This window comes from Rummeliibacillus sp. POC4 (assembly GCF_003576525.1).
Classification (GTDB): domain Bacteria; phylum Bacillota; class Bacilli; order Bacillales_A; family Planococcaceae; genus Rummeliibacillus.
The window spans coordinates 48,540-67,862 of sequence record NZ_QWUA01000012.1; the positions used below are offsets into that span (position 1 = coordinate 48,540).

The following is a 19,323-nucleotide window of genomic DNA, read 5'->3' on the forward strand; positions in this document are numbered from 1 at the left end:
TGATTTTTAATCCACGCAAGATTGGGTTTAATCCACGCATTTCAAGGTTCAATCCACGCTTTTGGAAATTCAATCCACGCATTTTTAAATTGAATCCACGTTCCAGACAATTTAAGTCTCCTGGAACCTAATCAAGAAAACCAATAAAAAGGTATGGCTTTTTACAGTAATTCTTAAACTCTATTAAGATGGATTATTCAAAAAACTTCCTCTCTTTAATAGAGATTCTATACAATATTTTTTGAATGTTTATTTGCCAAGCTTTGTACTGCACGAATAATTCCACCGTATCCAGTACATCTACATAAATTTCCTGAAAGGGCTTCTTTAATATCCTCCTCTGTAGGGTTTGGTTGCATAGATAATAAGTATTTAACCGCTAAGATCATACCAGGGGTACAATATCCGCACTGAAAACCCCCCTCAAGAAGAAATGCCTCTTGAATCTCATCGAGAGACACACCGCCCATTCCTTCAATTGTCGTGATGGATTTTCCATTTACTTGATAAGCCATTAGTAGACAAGAATTGACGAGTGCACCATCGACCAAAATGCTACATGCACCACAGCGGCCAATACCACACGAAATTTTCGTTCCTACTAATTGCAATTCGTCTCTTAATATATTGACTAGTTTTTCAGTTGGAGATGTTTTTAATATATACTTGTCACCATTAATCATTATATTTAAAGTGAACGTTTGTTGATCTTCTATAGCCAAATCATTATGTAAAGCTGTGTTATTTACATCCATGTAAGCATCCCCTTCGATTCAATGTTTTCAAGGATTTCTTCAGAAGAAATGGGTAGTTTAGATACCCAACAGCCAATTGCATCATGAACTGCTTTGACAACAGCGGGAATAATCGCTATTGTGCCGATTTCCCCTACTCCTCTTGGGCCATACGGATCCCCTTCTACTAAATCTTCAATTGCGTGAACATTTGTATCAAAAGGAACATCTACAATATTAGGCATCAGATAAGCGTCAAAGTTAGTCGTTGCTAATTGACCGTCAATCATTTTCACCTCTTCCATTAAGGTATACCCTAGTGACATGACACCTCCGCCTTCAATTTGACCAATATACCCTTTAGGACTTACAACAGGTCCTGCAGAGACGACATGATCAAGTGCTAATATCTTTACTTTTCCAGTTAAAAGATCTACCTCCACCTCGACTTTTACGCCTCCAAACGTGTATAAGAAATGACCCCCATTTACCGCATCGGGTGTCACTGGAAAATGAAAACTTGTTAGAACAGTTTGATCAACGATTCCTTCAGCACATTCTTTATACGTCATGCAAGGTGCATCATCTTTTCCAACTTGCCAAATACCATTTGGACCTAGATATAGCTCTTCTTCATGAATTGATGTTGTATCTGATACGTACTTACATATTTTCTCTTTAAACGGACCTTTCATCTTTTGTAGAGATTGCCAAACAATACTTGTTCCGCGTGATGCTGTAGAAGATCCGGAAAGCGAAACAACTGAAGTATCACCAATGACAATTTTTACATCTTGTTGACTACAACCGATTTCTTCGATGACCAGATTTTCAATAACGGATAGAAGCCCTTGACCACATTCTTCAAAACCAAAGGATATTTCAATTTCACCTTGTTTGTTTAAAGAAATTCGGCCACCAGCACTATCTAATCGACCAAATCCAAGTCCCCCTCCGTGCATGGTAATGGCAATTCCTGTTCCATATCGTTTCCATGGCGATTCTTTATAATCTTTGTTGGGTAGCTTTGAAAGTTCTTGGACTTTTTCTAAAACAAGAGCTGCTCCATCTGTTGGCGCTATCCGATGCCCCATTGGCCCCAAATCGTAAGTGGTTCGTAAGTTTTTCTTTCGAATTTCGATTGGGTCCATTTTTAAGACCTCTGCTAAACGATCCATCTGCCCTTCTAAAGCAAACGTTATTTGATTTCCACCAAAGCCTCTAAATTCCCCGGATACACCGTTATTCGTATAAACCGATACGCCTTCCGTTTCAATGTTCGGAATCATATAAGGACCTGCTGCATGTTCCACTGCAAAGTCTAGAACTGCAGGGCCTAGCGTGGTATATGCACCTTTATCTGCAATGATTTTCACTTGATGGGCAAGTATTTTCCCAGTAGCATCTGTACCTGTTTTTACGGTGATTTTCATTGGATGTCTTTTAATGCTTGCTCGAATGGATTCTTCTCTTGTGTTATGAATTTTCACCGGTTTTTTGGTTGCTAAGGCTAGAAGCGAAGCATAGGGTTGAATATTTTGTTCATCCTTGCCTCCAAAAGAACCTCCAATTGGAGACGAAACAATTCGAATCATACTTTCTGGAATTCCTAAAATCCTTGAAATTTGAAAACGGTCTTTAAAACCGTGTTGAGTAGCAGCGTAAACTGTAATGCCCCCATCATCTTCAGGGACAACTACTCCACCTTCCGTTTCCATATATCCATGTAATTGCCGAGGTAATTCATACGTTTCTTCTACGATTGCAACACATTCTTCAAAAGCTTGTTGAACATCTCCATTTCGAAAAGATGAACGGCTACAAATATTCCCTGCTGGATGAAGTCTGATTGCATCCGATTCGAGCGCCTTATCTGGTGAATCGAGAATTGGCAGTTCTTCATAAACCACTTCGATATGCTTCAATGCCTCTTCTGCGAGCTCAAATGATTCTGCGGCAACAGCTGCAATCGCATCACCTATATAGCGAACTCGATCTTCACAAAAAACTGGTTGGTCGGCAATTATGATGCCGAATCTATTCATCCCTGGAACGTCTTTATGAGTGATTACTGCTTCAACACCCGGTATACTTTCGGCTTTTTCAGTATTAATAGAAAGAATTTTCGCATGTGGGTATTTGCTTCTTAATACTTTTCCATACAACATATTCGGGAAAGTTAAGTCAGTTAAGTATTTCAAATCCCCTGTTACTTTAGACAATCCATCTGGACGTATTCGATCCTTTTTTTCTATTAAGTTAGATTTCATCGGTATCCCCCTCACCACAACCAATTGACGTGAACTCTCTCTGTAATGCAGCAACCATAAGATTGGCCGCAACTTTTCTTCGATAATTGGCAGAAACAAAAGCATCTTCTGCAGGTGAAATTTCAGATAAAATGGATGTATAAACACCCTTCCAATCAAGTACATCGCCTTTTTTCCCTATCAAATGGTACGCTGTATTTTCTAAAAGGAGAGGCTGATTATCCCCTCCGCCTAAAGCAAGATTGGCTTCTTCAATAACACCATCTTCATCCCAACTTATTCTTCCAGCAACAGTTAAGATAGCTGCCGTAAACGTTTCTCTTCTACCTATTTTTTTATAAAATGAATACGAGTTAGTACGAACCAAATCAGAGGTTAGTTGAATAGCTGATAGTAAAGCCGCCGTTTTCTTTTGTGAATGTTGAAGCCAATTCCAAAAGTCTACTAATTTCGTTTCCTGTTCATCGTGGAATAGTAGCTTTGCCTTAAGCGCTAGGAAAAGTGGTATCAAGTCACCTACTCCGCCCATAATATTCCCACCAATCGTCCCACGATTTCTTACTGCAGGAGCAGCAATCGATTGCAATGCTTCACAAATTACGGTGAAGTCTTTTAAGTTTGGATCTGTCTTGTAACTACTAAGTAAAGTTGATGCTCCTATCGACAAAATTCTTTTATCTTCATCTATTTGAATTTGCTTTAACGTTGGTATTTGCTCGAGACTGATTATATTTTTCGGAACTTTACGTCCATTCTTCCATTGCAATTGCAAAAGCGTCGATCCTGAAACAAACTCCGCTTCCGAACCAAACTCTTTTTTTCGTTCAATTGCCTCCTCAATAGTAGTTGGAGCCCATATGATTGGAGAACTTGATATCAAAGGTTCAATCTGATTTACCATACAACATCCCCCTTTAAGATTTATGTATTGCATTGATGCACTAATTTATTGAAGTATAAAGATGCTTGTGAATCGATAAAACTGAGGTTTATAGATTGACTTTCATGAAGTAGAATAAAAGTTTCGTGTTATATTACATAACATCATATCAAGGGATATTTTGCATGTCACTATTTAATTCATCTAATATTCAGAATATTTTTGGTGAAATTAACTAAATGTTATTTTTTATAACTTGCATTGTTAGATGAAATAACATATTATGCATTGAAATCAAAGTGCTATATATGAGAAATCAAAAAAGCTGAAATATACAAATTGAGCTTGTGTATATTCCAGCTTAAATTATTATTTTGATTGAATTCCTTATCTTTAGAAACACATCATTATCTAGACTGTATACGCATTTTTTACTGCTTCTCCATTAATCTTTTTCCTGCATATTATAAGGATATACTAATTAGTTGAGGTGAACTATGGATATTAATCATTTACGTTATCTTGCGATTGGTGATTCTCTTACAGCAGGGATTGGTGTTCCTCTATTGGATCCTGGATTTGTTGAATACTACAGATATCTAAGCCAACAAATTTTTAAAAGGCGCATTGCTTATCAAAAAAATGCAAGGTCAGGAGCTACTACTGATGATGTGTTAAAGATGCTAAATAGCCCGACGGTTACGGAAGCGGTCAATTGTGCAAATATCATCACAATAACAGCTGGAGGAAATGATTTAATAAACGCGGCAAAAAAATTTTTGGTAAATAAAGACGAAGAAAGTATATCTTATGCTATTAAACAGACAGTAAATAATATCTCAAAAATATTAGAAAAAATTCACCATCTAGATAAACAAGATCAATATATTTTACGATTAACGAATTTATACAATCCGTTCCCTAATATTCCTATAGCAGATGATGGGATTAGAGCGTTTAATTCAATGTTAAACAAGTTAAGTCAGGAACCGAATGTTAAAGTCGTTGATATCTATAGTGTTTTTAAGGACAATGAAAAAACACTATTACCACCAGGAGGAGTGCATCCTAATGGAAGCGGATACTATCAAATAGCATTAGCTTTAAGCAGGGGCGGATATTCCCCGTTATTAAGCTTATAAATTCTATCATCAAAATAAAATTTTTCAGTATTAACGGGGTTATCCCATCATATCCTTTAGACAACAGAAAAATCTTCTTGGCCCTCATCAGATAGCAATAAAATATCTACAATTTCACCTTTTTCATACCCCGATTCAGTTGGAGGTAAAACAACTAATGCATCTGCTCCTACTAAAGAGGTGATAGAACTGGACATGTTTAGTCCGGTTGACGTTGCACATACAGTTGAATTGTGATTTTCTATTTTTGTTCGGATCAGTTGGGCAAATGCATTTGGCGTTGGATAAGAATTTTCTAAAATAGCTTTTTGTGATGCAAGGTAAGGCTCTTTGTTATTTAACATCGTGCGAATAACAGGTCGTACAAATAATTCGAAGCCTATAAAACTGGCTGACGGATTTCCTGATAAACCAAATAAAAATTGACGACCTAGTTTTGCAACTGTTGTGACACTTCCAGGACGCATAGCGATTTTATTAAAAAATACAGTTGCACCTAAACGATCATATATTTCTGGGAGATAATCATAATCACCAACCGAAACGCCACCTGTTGTAATGAGAATATCGACGTTTTCCAACTCATTTCGAATGACTTCGAAACTTTTATCCAAATCATCTTCAAGTTTCCCTAGATACTTTGGTTGTGCCCCTACTTTTTCAATTTGAGACATAAGCATATAGGAATTACTATTACGAATTTTCCCAGGTACCAATGGTTCATCGATTTCTAAAAGTTCACTTCCAGTAGCAAGTACACCTACGACTGGCTTTTTCCCTACAAGTACCTCACTATAGCCAAAAGTTGCAAGCAAAGCAATAATTCCAGGGGTGATACGTGTCCCTTTTTCAACCAAATATGTACCTTTTTGAATCTCTTGTCCTTTTTTAAATACACGTTCATGTTCAGAAATAAAGCGGTCAACAGCTATATAGTCTTTATCAAACTTAGTTAACTCTTTGACATGTTCAAGCATGATGACAGCATTACAACCTTCAGGCATTTCTGCCCCAGTCATTATACGAACCGCTTGGTATGGTTGAATCCCATTATGAAATACTGCGCCAGCTCCAATATGACCTACTACTTCAAGTTCAACTGGATAAGCATTCGTTGCATTCTTCGTATCCTCAGAGCGTATTGCATAACCATCATAAAGTGAACGATCAAATGCCGGAACATCCTGGTTGGCAACAATATCCTCTGCCAAATATCGGTCACTCGCTTCAACCAAAGTGACCTTCTCCGTGCCCCCTTTTTCAATATCACTCATAACTTTTTGAACAGCTTCTCCAATAGAAATTGCATTACGTTTTATCAACATTCATCTCACCCACCGATTAAATTTTAGTAATGTCTTTCTGTATCAATACTCAGCCAAGTTAGAGCAGTCTATCAAAAGCATCTCTGATTTCATGACTCTTCACATTAGTTACCATAATATTGGAGTAAATGCTTATAGTCTTGCTTCGTATCAATATCTAAATTCCAATCCGTTTGCTCAAAATCTACATATTGTAAATGTTCTTTGTTCGCTTTAATAATACTTTTTCCACCTTCATCGCCTTTTAGATTTTGAAACTGATTAAAAAGGCTTCTATCAAATAATATTGGGTGACCTGGTTGTTGTTCGTAGCGAGGACGAACTATGTATATACCATTCTCTCTATTTTTTTGATAAGTATCTATCAGCTTTTCCACTACTTGATGTGCTACAAGAGGCTGATCCCCTAGAAAGATAAGGACAGCATCAAGGTCACCATCTATAGAATTTATACCCTCAATTAGAGAAGTGGACATGCCATTTGCATGCTGTTCATTGTATATCAATGATAAAGAGGGATAAAAAGGTTTTAATTCTTCTTTGAGTTGATCATAATACTTTCCTCCCACTACTACAATAGGTTCCAGTTTATGTTGAACTGCCATTTCAATTGGATAGTGGATGATTGGAGTACCTTGAAAAGGAAGAAATAATTTCGGCTCTCCCATTCGCTTCGATTGTCCTGCTGCTAAAATAATTGCACCAATTTTACACATGAATTTTCCCTTTTCCATGTAAATATTGTGGGGTACGGTCTGCCCTTAAACACATCAACTCAGATATAATGCTAATGGCTACTTCGTCCATCGACTCTGCTCCTAAATCTAATCCAACAGGTGAATGGATTGGCGCGCTATTTATACTATATCCAATATTATTTAGCATTTCATTTGTTCGATAAATTGGTCCTAAAACACCTATATAGCGAGGATTGCTTTCGATTGCATACTTTAAACTTGCCTCATCTTTTTCCATATGATGATTCATAATAAGCCACCAACTATGACTTAGCTGTGAATCTGATAAATTCTCGATAGCAGAGGTAATATGTTTTGCATGTGGGAAATGTTGAAGATTATTTAAATTTGAGCGTGTATCTAAAACCGTCACGGAGAATCCTGCCTTATACGCTAATTCTACAAGAGGAACTGCATCTTTCCCTGCTCCTGCAACGATTAATCTCTCGCTAGGTTTCACAACGTCCATATAGTATCTTTTGTTTTGATGTTCGATGACTTCTGCACGTGTTTGCTTCATATATATAGCTTCAGCATATTCGATCAATTCGATTGGTAAATTCGTATCGTTATGTAACTTGCTATTCATTTCTTGCAATACTTTTGTTTGACCATTTTCCATTTCTATGATTAATGTAAATGATTCCTCATTTGCGAGATGTTTTTCTACTTTCTTCCACGTTTCATCCTGTGGAAAAATAGGGAGAAACAGAATCTCTAAGTCTCCTTTGCAACCAATACCTAAACTCCAAATTTCTGTATCACTTAAATCGTACTTTAACGTCATTGGTTTCCTATTTTCAAATACTTTTGTCGCCCATTCATACAAATCCGCTTCTAAACAGCCTCCACTTATGGTCCCTACCATGGTCCCTCCTGAAGTCATCAACATTTTCGTTCCCGGTAGGCGATAAGCAGAGCCTTTTACATCCGTTAAGATAACTAAAACCGTTTGTTCATCTTTTTCCCAAGCAATTTGTATTTGGTGAAAAAGCTCTTGAAATTCATGCAATCTTGACAATAGACAATCCCCCACTCTAGTTTATTTTTAATATATTAGCAAAATTCAAAATTGTATGTCAATGTATACATTAACTAAAAAACTAATTATTATTAACTAACTTTACAATGCAAATACAAAAGATGAGTAAAACAGTAACCTATTAAAATAATATTTGATTTTTCTGAAAACAAAATTGATAATTAAATTAATCGAACTGAAATCGATTACAAGTATTCAAAGGGGGTACATACAATGTTAGAACAAAAACAATTACCTTTAGAGCAAGAACAAATGATTAAAAAAGGATCTATTATTGGACCAGGATTAATCGTTGCTGCTACTGGGGTGGGTGCAGGAGATTTAGTGGCTGCACTTGTAGCGGGGACAAATTATGGATTAGTATTTCTATGGGCCATTATTGTTGGTTCTATACTGAAATTTGCTTTAAATGAAGGGGTAGGACGATGGCATTTAACTAGCGGAAAAACGATACTAGAAGGTTGGCACGCTATGGGGAAATGGGCAACTGGTTATTTTGGCGTTTACTCTGTCATTTGGGGCTTTGTTTATGGTGCTGCTGGTACCGCCTCATGTGCACTCGCAATGACAGCACTATTCCCTCAACTTTCTTTAACGCAATGGGCTATTATTCATGGATTATTAGGATTTGTACTTGTATGGTGGGGAAAATATAAAACATTTGAAAATGTGATGAACGTACTAATCGGCATAATGTTTGTTGCGGTTGTTGGATCTGCCCTACTTGTTATTCCACAACTAAGTGATATATGGGGAACTGCAATTCCAACACTTCCAAAAGGATCATTAGTGTATGCCCTTGGTTTAATCGGTGGTGTCGGTGGATCTTTAACAATGGCTAGTTATGGCTATTGGCTACAAGAAAATAGATGGACTGGCCCCTCTTTTATACGTGCCGTTCGCTTTGACTCTGCTGTTGCCTATATTGTTACAGCGTTATTTACCCTATCCCTACTCGTACTAGGGGCAGGATTATTATATGGAACAGATTTTAATATTAGTGGAGAAAAAGGATTAGTCGATTTTGCTTCAATCTTAGGAAACGAACTACATCCTGCTGTTCGATATGTATTTCTAATTGGCTTCTGGTCTGCTTCATTTACCTCTGTACTTGGTGTATGGAATGGTGTCCCATATCTATTCGCGGATTTTATTAGAACTATTCGCCATCAAGATATAAATAATGATGACTTAAGCAAAACAAAAGCCTATCGTTTCTTTGTCTTATGGCTCACATTCCCACCCATGCTATTGCACTTCATCGGGAAACCGGTAGGACTAATCATTGCATATGGAGCACTGGGTTCGATTTTTATGCCTTTCTTGGCAATTACATTACTCTATTTACTAAACAAGAAGCAATACGTTGGGACCATTGATCGTAAACAATGGCTATCTAATATTGGTCTCGGTATTAGCATTTTATTATTTGTTATTTTAGCCATTAATGAATTGAGAAATATGTTTTTCGGGTAGTTATTACTATACTAGATTCATATGTTTGGACATAAGTGATTTCAGGTAAAATAAAAAGGGAAATTGCACTATGCAATTTCCCTTTGGTATTTTAATGGTGTCCAAAGTGAATCTTAATAGTTAAATTTAGAAACCGCTTTGTGTAATGCTTCTGCTAAATTTGTAAGTGATTGTGCTGATGAAGCAATTTCCTCCATAGAGGCTAACTCTTCTTCAGTTGATGCAGCAACTTCTTCTGCGGTTGCTGAGTTCTCTGTTGCAATATTTGTTAATTCTTGTGCAGTTGCAGTAACCTCTTGCAATGACGCAGACATTTGTTGAGCGATTCCAGAAACGCCTTCCAACTGAGGTGTCATTTCTTGTGCACTGCTAAGTATTTGTTTAAATTTATCGATAGCCCCTGTTGATACTTGAACGCCAGTTTGAACATCATTAGTGACTTTTTCCATTATTTGAACTGAATTATTTGTTTCTTCTTGAATTTTTTGAACGATTTCATATATTTCTTTAGCGGATGTTTGGGATTGTTCAGCTAATTTTCTAACTTCCTCCGCAACAACTGCAAAGCCTTTACCATGTTCACCAGCTCTCGCCGCTTCAATGGCTGCATTCAAAGCAAGTAAATTTGTTTGATCTGCAATATCTGTAATGACATTTAAGATAGTGCTTACTTCTTTAGAGCGATCATTTAAAGATTTAATCATTACATTTGATTCTGAAACAGATTGTTGAATTGAATTCATTTGATTTACAGTATTTGTAACAGCTTTTCCTCCTTCTTCCGCTTGTGTCGTTGTTAAATTTGCTAGTTCTGAGACTTTCATCGAATTCTCAGCAATTAGAGTGACACCTTCTGATACTTGTTGGATAGACTCTGCATTTTTACTAACACCTGTTGTTTGTTTTTCTGCATTTATCGAAACTTCTTGGATAGCTGTTGCAACTTGGTGTGTCACAGCGCTTGTCTGTTCTGTACTGGCAGTTAGTTCTTCTGCAGAAGCAGCAACTTGTTCAGCGCTTTGGTCTACTTCCTTCACTAGACCAATAAGACTTTTTTGCATATCTTTAAAAGCTTGTCCTAATTGGCCAATCTCATCATAATTATTAACAATTATTTCCTCAGATAAGTCACCTTTACTAATTGTTACCGCATTTTCTTTTAGTCTTTTAATTGGTTTTAAAATCGATTTGATAATAAAATATACAGCTATTGCACCAATGATTAAAGAAAGGATAAGGACTAAAACCGTCTTAGAAAAAATGGGCGATGCCTCTTTACTAATTTCTGATTTCGGAACTGTTCCTGCTAATTTCCATCCTGTTAATTTATTTGTCGTATATACTAATACGTTTTCTTTACCTTTCAATACATAATTCAAAGTTCCTTGTTCTTTTTTATATACATTATCAAAATATGCTTCTTTTGCGACACTTCCACCTTTAATAGTAGGATGTGAGATATACTTTCTATTTTTGTCTAATAGAAATGCATACCCTGTATCACCAAGTTTTACTTTACCTATTAAGTCTTCTAAATGGCTTAAATATATATCGACAGCTACAACGCCTGAACCGTCTTTAACCGATTGAGCAAGTGTAATACACCAGTTTTTTGTACTGGCATCTTGATAGGGCTCTGATATCGTAACCTTCCCTTGTGTTTCCATTGCATCCTTATACCAATCTCTATCTCGAGGATCATATCCAGCAGGAGGCATTGTATTTGCTGGTTTACTAATGATGCCACCTTTTTCATCGCCTACATATATACTTAAAACTTCTGGATGTAACTTTGCATACTCATCGAATCGTTGTCCAAGCTTCTGACTTTCATCTTTTTTGAGAGTATCTACATTAATATTCTGTGCAAAATACGCTACATCATCTATTTTAGACTGTACGGTTTTATTAATCGTGTCATTCAACACATTTGTTGTTCTATCAAAACCATCTAACATTTCATGTTTCACTGCTTTTTTGGCAGTTGAATACGCTTGGAATCCAATGATCATGGAAGGAATAACTAAAACAAGCAAAAAAGAAATCATTAATCTAGTCTTCAAACTTCCAATATGTTGTAAGTTTTTTTTCATTTCACTCACAATCCTCCTTTTTCATAATCTAATAATTGAAAAATTTGAGCGTCCTTTAGGCATTCTCTATTTTCACGGATGATTACTACATGTAAATATCGTAAAATTCCGAAAAATTTATAGAATATTAATCAAAAAAATAGATCTTACTATTATTTATCTTTCCTCTTATCTTTTTAGGTCTATGAACTCATCATTTATCTATCTAGACCTATTAATAATAAAACTATAATTAGTACTTTTTTATCATACATAAAAATTTTCTGATTTTCAATAAAATTCGACATTGTTCAACAAATTTATACATTTACAATGGATTAAAGTAAAAAAGCGAGTATGATAACGAATGAGCCGTTATCATACCCGCAATTGCAAAATATTTTTTCAATGTCCTAGTATTCCCCTACTTCTTTCTGATTAAATCTGTAATATATCTCGAATATCATCTTCTGTTAAACCGGTTGGTGAATTTTCCGTCGAATTGATAATATCATCAATAAGCTCCTTCTTTTTTTCTTGAAGCTCATTCATCTTTTCTTCGATTGTACCGCGTGCTATAAGCTTAATGACCTGTACCTCATTTTTTTGTCCAAACCGATGAGCACGGTCTGAAGCTTGTTCTTCAACTGCAGGATTCCACCAGAGATCATACAATATAACTGTATCTGCACTCGATAGGTTTAATCCAGTACCTCCTGCTTTTAAGGAAATTAGAAACAAATCTCGTTCCCCATCATTAAATCGATCACATATCTCTACTCTTTTTTGGGCAGACGTTTGTCCATCAAGATAGAAATACGTATATCCTCTCATCGTAAGTTCCTTTCCGATTAGCTCAAGCATTTTTGTAAATTGGGAGAATATCAATACTCTTCTACCGGAATGTTTGGATTCTTCGATAATTTTCAGCAACTGTTCGTATTTTGCTGAACTTCCTTTGTAACCTTCCACAAATAAGGCCGGATGACAACAAATTTGCCTTAATCTAGTAAGCCCGGCTAGAATTTTTATTCGATTTTTTCGAATCGTGTCTTGATCAAGGTGCTTTAACGTTTTATGGCGAAGCTTTGCTAAATAAGCTGCATAAAGCTGTTTTTGCTCCGGTAATAGCTCTGATGATTCGAGTGACTCCACTTTTTTAGGCAACTCTTCTAACACGTCTTCTTTTATCCTACGAAGTAAAAAAGGTCTTACCCTTCTGGCAACTGCTTTCTTAGGCAAATAGCTAAAATCTCTTAATCCTTGGAAAAGCTGAGGAAAGACAACATGGTAAATGGACCAAAGTTCTTCAAGAGAATTTTCAATAGGTGTTCCAGTCAGTCCAAAACGATTATTTGCCTGTAATCTTTGAACGGTTCGAGCAGTTTGTGTGACTGGATTTTTAAATGCCTGTGCCTCATCAAAGAAAACCGTATGAAATTGTTGATCTTCATACCACTTTATATCTTGTCTAAGTAATGGATAGGATGTAATTAGGACATCCATCTCTTCTGTATCCTTTTGTAAATTCTCTCGTTCTAGTTTATTTCCATCTATCACTACTGCTTCTACTTCAGGTGCAAATTTAATGAGTTCGTGTAACCAACTGTAGGTTAAAGAGGAAGGACAAACGATGAGTACAGGGAGTTTTTGACTTCTTATCGCTGAAAGTTCTGAAACAATATATGTAATACTTTGTATCGTTTTCCCTAGCCCCATATCATCTGCTAATACCCCGCCAAATCCATAAGTTGCGAGTATTTTTAACCACTTATACCCTGTTTTTTGGTAGTCTCTTAATATTGGATTTAAACTTTTAGGCACAACAATATCTAGTGAACTTGGGTCTATTAACTTATTCAGAAAATGACGAAATGATTCTTCAACCGTGAAGATTTCACTATCCATCCTATCTAAAAATTGAAGTCCCTGCGAGATCGGCATATCAAGACTTGTTTCATAACCGTCATCTTGCTTTGGTACTTCATCTAGAAAGTTTTGTAATTCCTCCATTTCTTTTGTTTCAAGTGATAGTAATGTACCATTTTGAAGACGAAAATATTTCTTTTTAACTTCAAGTGCTGCTAAAATCTCTCGAATTTGGTTATCAGCAATACCTTTCATCTCAAACTTAAATTCTAACCAATTCATCCGATCCTTTTTATGCTTAATACGAATAGTTGGAAAATGATTCGTCACGATTCGGTTCCGAACAGCAGTTGTTGCATAGATTTGTACCAATTGATGAAGTTTAGGGACAACATGATACAAAAACTTATACTCCAGCTCCTCATTTTGCATATAATAGCCGCCTTCTGTTTTCGTAAAGCCACTTTCGTCCATGAGTTGAAGTATTTCCTCTTCTTTGTCTAAATCCCTAATAATCATAGGTCCTATAGGAATATCTCTGCTTTCTAATGGTTGAATAATGACATTTTCATATTGAAATTCCACCCCTGCTAGTAGACGATTATGAATACGATCTAAGTAAAGCTTAGCAATCAAAGGCTGTTTCATCATTTTCTGCGTTATTTTTCTATTCAATTCGACCATACCAATTTTTTTCAAACCAGGTACAATCTTATTGAAAAAAATATCAACTTGGTTATTTGGAATTGAAATATAATTTGCATCCCTATGAGGAAGCATGTTCTTAAGTTCACATACCCTTGCAAAATCTTTTTCATCCAATTTATATATATTTTCTCCCCAAATAATACATCCATAAGATTCCATAACGATCATCTGCTCAATACCTGTAATCGTTAATTGGTAATCATTTTCCTTTTCTGCTACTTCTTCTACTGTAAAATGTAAAGGTAACGGACCATTTAATAATTTAAAAGGCTCTCTGTTATTTTCTAAAGTTGTTGAAACTACCTCCAATCGTTTTAGAAGCCTGTCCCAATTGGATGGCGGTATTAATAATATTTCCTCACTTATACTCTCTAATGGATTCAATTGACTTTTTTCATCTTCCACTAATGCAATGAGAAGCTGTATCACTTCATCCGTGTTATTTTCAAAGCAATGAATCGTAGAGTCATATTGAAAATCTGCAGATAAATCACTCGTTTTCCCTAGTTTTACATCTTGAAGAAACGCTCTTATATTCTTTACTTTAAGGTTGTTTATATTTAATTTAATGCCAAATAAATGCTGATTTGTTTGGCGTGCAATTGGTTTTAATGTAAATGCTACATCCAGTATTTCTCTATTTTCAAAATGTAATTGATGTCCACTAGTTCTTTTTGATTTGTGTTCAAAGATTTTCATGAAATCTTCAGTAATCTCTCTATTTTTATCATGTAGATTATTAGGAGATATTCCGAGTTGTTGTAGATCTTGTATTGCTAATAATACAGCCGCAACATGCTGACAACTTTTTTGAAAGTTCATCAACTTAGGACAACTACAAGTAGTCTTTAGTTTCCCTATTGAATCCTTTTCAATCGTAACATGAAAATCCTCAGTTCCATTTACTGTAGCTTCACAATAATCTTCACTATAATGATTCAAGATGACCTTTTTTGAACGATTAAAAGAGTCTCCCCTTTTGAAAGCAACGATACCGCACATATCTTTTATCATTTTGTGGGTTACTTTTAGATCCATGTACTCCCGCTCCTTTCTAACAGAATTATATATACTTATATTATCATCTATTCAACATTCAAACTATACATAGCCACTCATGACGATACGTATGAATTGCGCCTAAAGCCTATTTTAAATAATAGATAGAATAACAGTGGTAAACGCAAAAAAGTGCAAATCAATTGATTGCACTCTTTGAAACGATATCTTTCATTGGTAGTCCACTTAAAGTATTAAAAGACTATTAGTTGATGCAATTTTGCTTGTCCAGTTCCTAATATTAAAAAAACCGCCATATACATTTAAATATAGCGGTTTCATTTTATTTATTTAAAACTATCTCTCCATGCTTTTTCTGCTGCTTTATCTGCTTTTTCTTTTTCTTTTATTTGAATTTCTCGTTTACGGCGTTGATTTTTTTCTTGAAGATGTTCTAGTTCTTCCTCACGTGCAAATTCCATTGCCATCTCAGCTTCAGCGATATTTTTCTTTGTATTTTCAATCATACTTTGAATTCTTAATCCACTATTAGATCTGTTATTTGATTTAGGACGATGTTTATCCGACATTTGCCAACCTCCTCTTATTTTATCTATATTAGTTTGTTTTTCTTTGTTCAGTTTATACGGGCGATTCGTATGTATTGTTAAGGTTGTAACTGCTATTAGGAGGTGTCCGAAAAGCACCTTAAGTAATTTATAGAAAGAAAGGGCTGTCCCATAATTTTATAATTATAGGACAACCCCCTCTTTTAATTATTGATATCCGTTTTTTCGAGCTGCAGCTTCGTCTTGAATTTCTTCTTTCATGCCTTCGATTGCATGTTTACGACGTTTGTTTTTCTCTTTTATTTTTTGGGCTTCGTTTGGTCCAGCGAATTCTGCACTGAACTCAGCTTTTTCAATATTTTCTTTCGTATTTTGAACTGCTGTTTTTAATCGCTCCACATTATTTGATCTGTCATCAGGTTTTGCCATTTTCTAGTCCTCCTACTTAAGATCATTTTAGTATTGCAGCATTAGTTTGACTAGCTTTGCTGTTTTTATGCGTTGATATGAGAGGATAAAAAATAATGATTTGAACAAATTATATTTGGGAGGTGAAATTCCATGCCTAAACAAAATGGGTATAAACCTAAAAACAAAAAGAATCATAACAGCAATTTTAAAGATGCTAAAGATACAAGAACCACAAATGATCCACGTAATAGCCCTGATAACTATAAAGCCGAATTTGCGGCTGAATGGAGAGAAAACGCCATAGCTAATATCAACAAACAATCAAATGACAAAGTTGATAAATGATATATATTAATGACACCATGATTATGGTGTCATTTTATTATCTGAATGTCTTTGAATGAAAAAAGGCAATTAAAATGTTATTCCACATTCTAATTGCCCCATTTAGCTACTCTAAATTTTGGCGTGCTATTTCTTCTGATTTATCTATTTTTTTCTGTTTTGATCCGAAAAGTTTTTTTGTGATTTTAATCTTATTATCGTTCTGTTTATTTTCCGGATTATATTCTAACCCAAATTCTTCAGAATTACCAAAATTACCATGCGATCTTGGAATTAATTTGTCTGGCATATAATACCCTCCTAATACTATTTTGAATTACAGTATTAGTTTGGATTTTCTTTTCAGCTTTATACTTTCAAAATATTTGTAATCACTAGTTGACGCGCAACACTCTCATTGCATTTAAAACAGCAAGTAAAGTTACACCAACATCTGAAAAAACAGCTTCCCACATTGTAGCAATACCAAATGCACCTAATAAAAGAAAAACAGCTTTGATACCTAAAGCAAACCATATGTTTTGCCATACGATTTTGCGAGTATTCTTTGCTATGCTAATTGCCTCTGCAATTTTAGATGGCTCGTCTGTCATGATGACTATATCTGCTGCTTCGATGGCAGCGTCAGATCCTAATCCGCCCATAGCAATACCAACATCTGCACGTGCTAATACAGGTGTATCATTAATACCATCACCAACAAATGCAATTTTTTCTTTTGGTAGTTTTTGAACATCTATTTTTTCAATTTTTTCCACTTTATGTTGAGGTAGCAACTCTGCATATACTTCATCAATTCCAAGTTGTTTTCCAACCGATTCTCCCACAATTTTAGAATCTCCGGTTAGCATAACTGTCTTCTTAATGCCTAGTTCTTTTAATAAGCGAATGGCATGCGCGGAATCTTCTTTAACTTCATCTGAAATACTAATGGCTCCTGCATATTTTTTGTCGATAGCAACATGAACAATGGTACCAACTTCAGTTATTTGCGGATATGAAATTTGCTCTTTTTTCATAAATTTTGCATTGCCAACTAATATTTCTTTTCCATTGATCATAACTTGAATCCCATGTCCCGGGATTTCTTTATAGTCTTTTAATAATTGTTTATCGACATTTTTACCGTATGCATCGAGAATAGATTGAGCAATTGGATGGTTTGAATATACTTCGGCAATAGCAGCGAATTCTAATAGTTCATCTTTCGTCCATGTGGAAGTCGGAAGTATACTATTCACCGCAAACACACCTTTTGTAAGCGTACCTGTTTTGTCCATCACTACATATTTGACATCATTTAACGCTTCTAAATAATTACTTCCTTTAACAAGGACTCCTTTTTTCGAAGCAGCACCTATTCCTCCAAAGAATCCAAGAGGAATCGAAACGACAAGTGCACATGGACAAGAAATAACTAAAAAAATTAATGCACGGTAAATCCAATCTGAAAAAGTTGCACCAGTTATTAGCAATGGTGGAATAATAGCAAGAATAGTAGCTACAATCACAACGACTGGTGTATAATAGCGGGCAAATTTTGTAATAAAGTTCTCTGTAGGAGCCTTACGACTGCTTGCATTTTGAACTAATTCTAAAATTTTTGAAACAGTTGATTCGCCAAAGTCTTTTGTCACTTCTACTGTTAGAAGACCGTTTTTATTGATAAATCCACTTAGTACTTCATTTCCAACTTCAACTTCACGTGGTACAGATTCTCCTGTTAAGGCAGACGTATCAACCATCGAATGACCTTCAGTAATTACTCCATCTAAAGACACTTTTTCACCAGGTTTAATAATGATTATATCTCCTTCTTTTACATCTTCTGGAGAAACTTTTAGCACATTATTCCCACGTTTAACATTTGCAGAATCAGGTCGAATATCCATCAATGCACTAATCGATTTGCGTGAACGATTAACAGCTATTCCTTGGAACAGTTCACCTATTTGATAGAACAACATTACTGCAACACCTTCAGGATATTGTCCAACAGCAAATGCGCCAATTGTTGCTACTGTCATTAAAAAATGTTCATCAAAAACTTGTCCTCTGTAAATATTTTTAACCGCCCTTAATACGATATCTCCACCAATAATAAGGTAACCTATGATGAACAAACTTAACTCTCCGATATTGGATAGCGGAACAAGTATGCCAATTGCTGTCAAGATAGCTCCAATGGATAAACGAGTTACCATTTTTTTCGTTGTACTATTAGCATGCTCATCCTGATCGTGTTGTTCATCTCCGCTATTATGTATCTCGGATACAACAATTACATCTGGTTCTATTTTTTTTATAATTTCCGTTGTTTTTTTCTCCAAGTCTTCCATTTGATCTGGATTTGAAGCTTTAATTTGCAATTTTTTGGTTACAAAGTCAACAGAAGAATGAGTGACTCCTTCAAGTTTTCCTACTTCAGTCTCAATCTTCGCTGCACAATTGGCACAATCCAATCCATTCAAATATAAAGTTCTCATAATACTCGGATTATTTTTTTCTAGTATTGTAATATCAGGTTCTAGAGTTTTGACTTTCTTCTTTGCTTCAGCTACAACATCTTCTACTTGTTTTTCATCTGTTTCCATTAAAAGTGACTTTGTTACAAAGTTCACTGAGCAATTTGAAATCCCATCTATTGTTTTAACACCATTCTCAATTTTTTGAGCACAGTTGGCACAATCTAATCCTTCTAATATGAGTTCACGTTTTACTTTTGCCTTTCCTTCGTCCATTTG

The 19,323-nt window shown here is 35.4% G+C and carries 15 protein-coding genes; 3 read left to right on the forward strand and 12 right to left on the reverse strand.

Translation table 11 applies throughout. The features are described from left to right. Nucleotides 1-227: 227 nt before the first annotated feature. From D1606_RS06230 to D1606_RS06240, 3 genes are read right to left on the reverse strand one after another with little or no spacing between them, the layout of a single operon-like run. A complete protein-coding gene (locus D1606_RS06230) occupies nt 228-755 on the reverse strand; it encodes a (2Fe-2S)-binding protein (RefSeq protein WP_119415161.1) in 528 nt (175 codons plus the stop codon). Next, entirely contained in the window at nt 746-3,004 is a 2,259-nt protein-coding gene (gene pucD, locus D1606_RS06235) for a xanthine dehydrogenase subunit D (protein WP_119415162.1), read from the reverse strand. The genes D1606_RS06230 and pucD overlap by 10 nt, the downstream gene beginning before the upstream one ends. Continuing rightward, nucleotides 2,994-3,905: an FAD binding domain-containing protein gene (locus tag D1606_RS06240; RefSeq protein ID WP_158582326.1), complete on the reverse strand. Its 912-nt coding sequence runs from the start codon at nt 3,903-3,905 to the stop codon at nt 2,994-2,996. Before D1606_RS06240 ends, pucD begins: the two co-directional genes overlap by 11 nt. A 476-nt stretch (nt 3,906-4,381) precedes the next feature. On the opposite strand from D1606_RS06240, the gene D1606_RS06245 reads away from it, so the two are divergent. Further along, nucleotides 4,382-5,026, forward strand: a complete 645-nt coding sequence (locus D1606_RS06245; protein WP_119415164.1) for a GDSL-type esterase/lipase family protein — start codon at nt 4,382-4,384, stop codon at nt 5,024-5,026. Between the two features lie 56 nt (nt 5,027-5,082). Here the strand turns inward: D1606_RS06245 and D1606_RS06250 are convergent, their stop codons facing one another. From D1606_RS06250 to D1606_RS06260, 3 genes are all read right to left on the reverse strand, one after another. Further along, nucleotides 5,083-6,351, reverse strand: a complete 1,269-nt coding sequence (locus tag D1606_RS06250; RefSeq protein WP_119415165.1) for a molybdopterin molybdotransferase MoeA — start codon at nt 6,349-6,351, stop codon at nt 5,083-5,085. Between the two features lie 104 nt (nt 6,352-6,455). Beyond that, the gene (locus D1606_RS06255; protein WP_158582327.1) at nt 6,456-7,067 is read right to left on the reverse strand and encodes a nucleotidyltransferase family protein; all 612 of its coding nucleotides are present in this window, start codon (nt 7,065-7,067) and stop codon (nt 6,456-6,458) included. Next, nucleotides 7,060-8,109 carry an XdhC family protein gene (locus D1606_RS06260; RefSeq protein ID WP_158582328.1) on the reverse strand — a complete coding sequence of 350 codons (1,050 nt, stop codon included), beginning with the start codon at nt 8,107-8,109 and terminating at the stop codon, nt 7,060-7,062. The genes D1606_RS06255 and D1606_RS06260 overlap by 8 nt, the downstream gene beginning before the upstream one ends. 234 nt (nt 8,110-8,343) lie before the next feature. On the opposite strand from D1606_RS06260, the gene D1606_RS06265 reads away from it, so the two are divergent. Beyond that, nucleotides 8,344-9,606 (forward strand): Nramp family divalent metal transporter, encoded by a 1,263-nt coding sequence (locus D1606_RS06265; protein WP_233548034.1) that lies wholly within the window; start codon nt 8,344-8,346, stop codon nt 9,604-9,606. Between the two features lie 113 nt (nt 9,607-9,719). Here the strand turns inward: D1606_RS06265 and D1606_RS06270 are convergent, their stop codons facing one another. The 4 genes from D1606_RS06270 to tlp form a co-directional block, all read right to left on the reverse strand. Beyond that, nucleotides 9,720-11,699: a methyl-accepting chemotaxis protein gene (locus D1606_RS06270; RefSeq protein WP_119415168.1), complete on the reverse strand. Its 1,980-nt coding sequence runs from the start codon at nt 11,697-11,699 to the stop codon at nt 9,720-9,722. A 417-nt stretch (nt 11,700-12,116) separates the two neighbouring features. Beyond that, the gene (locus D1606_RS06275) at nt 12,117-15,293 is read right to left on the reverse strand and encodes a DEAD/DEAH box helicase (protein WP_119415169.1); all 3,177 of its coding nucleotides are present in this window, start codon (nt 15,291-15,293) and stop codon (nt 12,117-12,119) included. 308 nt (nt 15,294-15,601) lie between these two features. Then, on the reverse strand, nt 15,602-15,844 hold the full coding sequence (locus tag D1606_RS06280) for a small acid-soluble spore protein Tlp (RefSeq protein ID WP_119415170.1): 243 nt from the start codon (nt 15,842-15,844) through the stop codon (nt 15,602-15,604). Nucleotides 15,845-16,030: 186 nt separating this feature from the next. Continuing rightward, entirely contained in the window at nt 16,031-16,252 is a 222-nt protein-coding gene (gene tlp / locus D1606_RS06285; protein ID WP_119415171.1) for a small acid-soluble spore protein Tlp, read from the reverse strand. 132 nt (nt 16,253-16,384) lie between these two features. Here tlp and D1606_RS06290 point away from each other — a divergent pair, with 132 nt between their 5' ends. Then, nucleotides 16,385-16,579, forward strand: coding sequence for a hypothetical protein (locus D1606_RS06290; RefSeq protein ID WP_119415172.1), 195 nt, complete (start codon nt 16,385-16,387; stop codon nt 16,577-16,579). 106 nt (nt 16,580-16,685) lie between these two features. Here the strand turns inward: D1606_RS06290 and D1606_RS06295 are convergent, their stop codons facing one another. Together D1606_RS06295 and D1606_RS06300 are read right to left on the reverse strand one after the other, a co-directional pair. After that, nucleotides 16,686-16,868 carry a hypothetical protein gene (locus D1606_RS06295; protein ID WP_119415173.1) on the reverse strand — a complete coding sequence of 61 codons (183 nt, stop codon included), beginning with the start codon at nt 16,866-16,868 and terminating at the stop codon, nt 16,686-16,688. An 85-nt stretch (nt 16,869-16,953) separates the two neighbouring features. After that, on the reverse strand, nt 16,954-19,320 hold the full coding sequence (locus D1606_RS06300; RefSeq protein WP_119415174.1) for a heavy metal translocating P-type ATPase: 2,367 nt from the start codon (nt 19,318-19,320) through the stop codon (nt 16,954-16,956). Nucleotides 19,321-19,323 lie beyond the last annotated feature (3 nt).

Excerpts from the sequence above, each read along its gene's own strand:
- D1606_RS06230 (WP_119415161.1), bottom strand. The coding sequence starts at position 755 with ATGGATGTAAATAACACAGCTTTACATAATGATTTGGCTATAGAAGAT.
- pucD (WP_119415162.1), bottom strand. The coding sequence starts at position 3,004 with ATGAAATCTAACTTAATAGAAAAAAAGGATCGAATACGTCCAGATGGA.
- D1606_RS06240 (WP_158582326.1), bottom strand. The coding sequence starts at position 3,905 with ATGGTAAATCAGATTGAACCTTTGATATCAAGTTCTCCAATCATATGG.
- D1606_RS06245 (WP_119415164.1), top strand. The coding sequence starts at position 4,382 with ATGGATATTAATCATTTACGTTATCTTGCGATTGGTGATTCTCTTACA.
- D1606_RS06250 (WP_119415165.1), bottom strand. The coding sequence starts at position 6,351 with ATGTTGATAAAACGTAATGCAATTTCTATTGGAGAAGCTGTTCAAAAA.
- D1606_RS06255 (WP_158582327.1), bottom strand. The coding sequence starts at position 7,067 with ATGTGTAAAATTGGTGCAATTATTTTAGCAGCAGGACAATCGAAGCGA.
- D1606_RS06265 (WP_233548034.1), top strand. The coding sequence starts at position 8,344 with ATGTTAGAACAAAAACAATTACCTTTAGAGCAAGAACAAATGATTAAA.
- D1606_RS06270 (WP_119415168.1), bottom strand. The coding sequence starts at position 11,699 with ATGAAAAAAAACTTACAACATATTGGAAGTTTGAAGACTAGATTAATG.
- D1606_RS06275 (WP_119415169.1), bottom strand. The coding sequence starts at position 15,293 with ATGGATCTAAAAGTAACCCACAAAATGATAAAAGATATGTGCGGTATC.
- D1606_RS06280 (WP_119415170.1), bottom strand. The coding sequence starts at position 15,844 with ATGTCGGATAAACATCGTCCTAAATCAAATAACAGATCTAATAGTGGA.
- tlp (WP_119415171.1), bottom strand. The coding sequence starts at position 16,252 with ATGGCAAAACCTGATGACAGATCAAATAATGTGGAGCGATTAAAAACA.
- D1606_RS06290 (WP_119415172.1), top strand. The coding sequence starts at position 16,385 with ATGCCTAAACAAAATGGGTATAAACCTAAAAACAAAAAGAATCATAAC.
- D1606_RS06295 (WP_119415173.1), bottom strand. The coding sequence starts at position 16,868 with ATGCCAGACAAATTAATTCCAAGATCGCATGGTAATTTTGGTAATTCT.
- D1606_RS06300 (WP_119415174.1), bottom strand. The coding sequence starts at position 19,320 with ATGGACGAAGGAAAGGCAAAAGTAAAACGTGAACTCATATTAGAAGGA.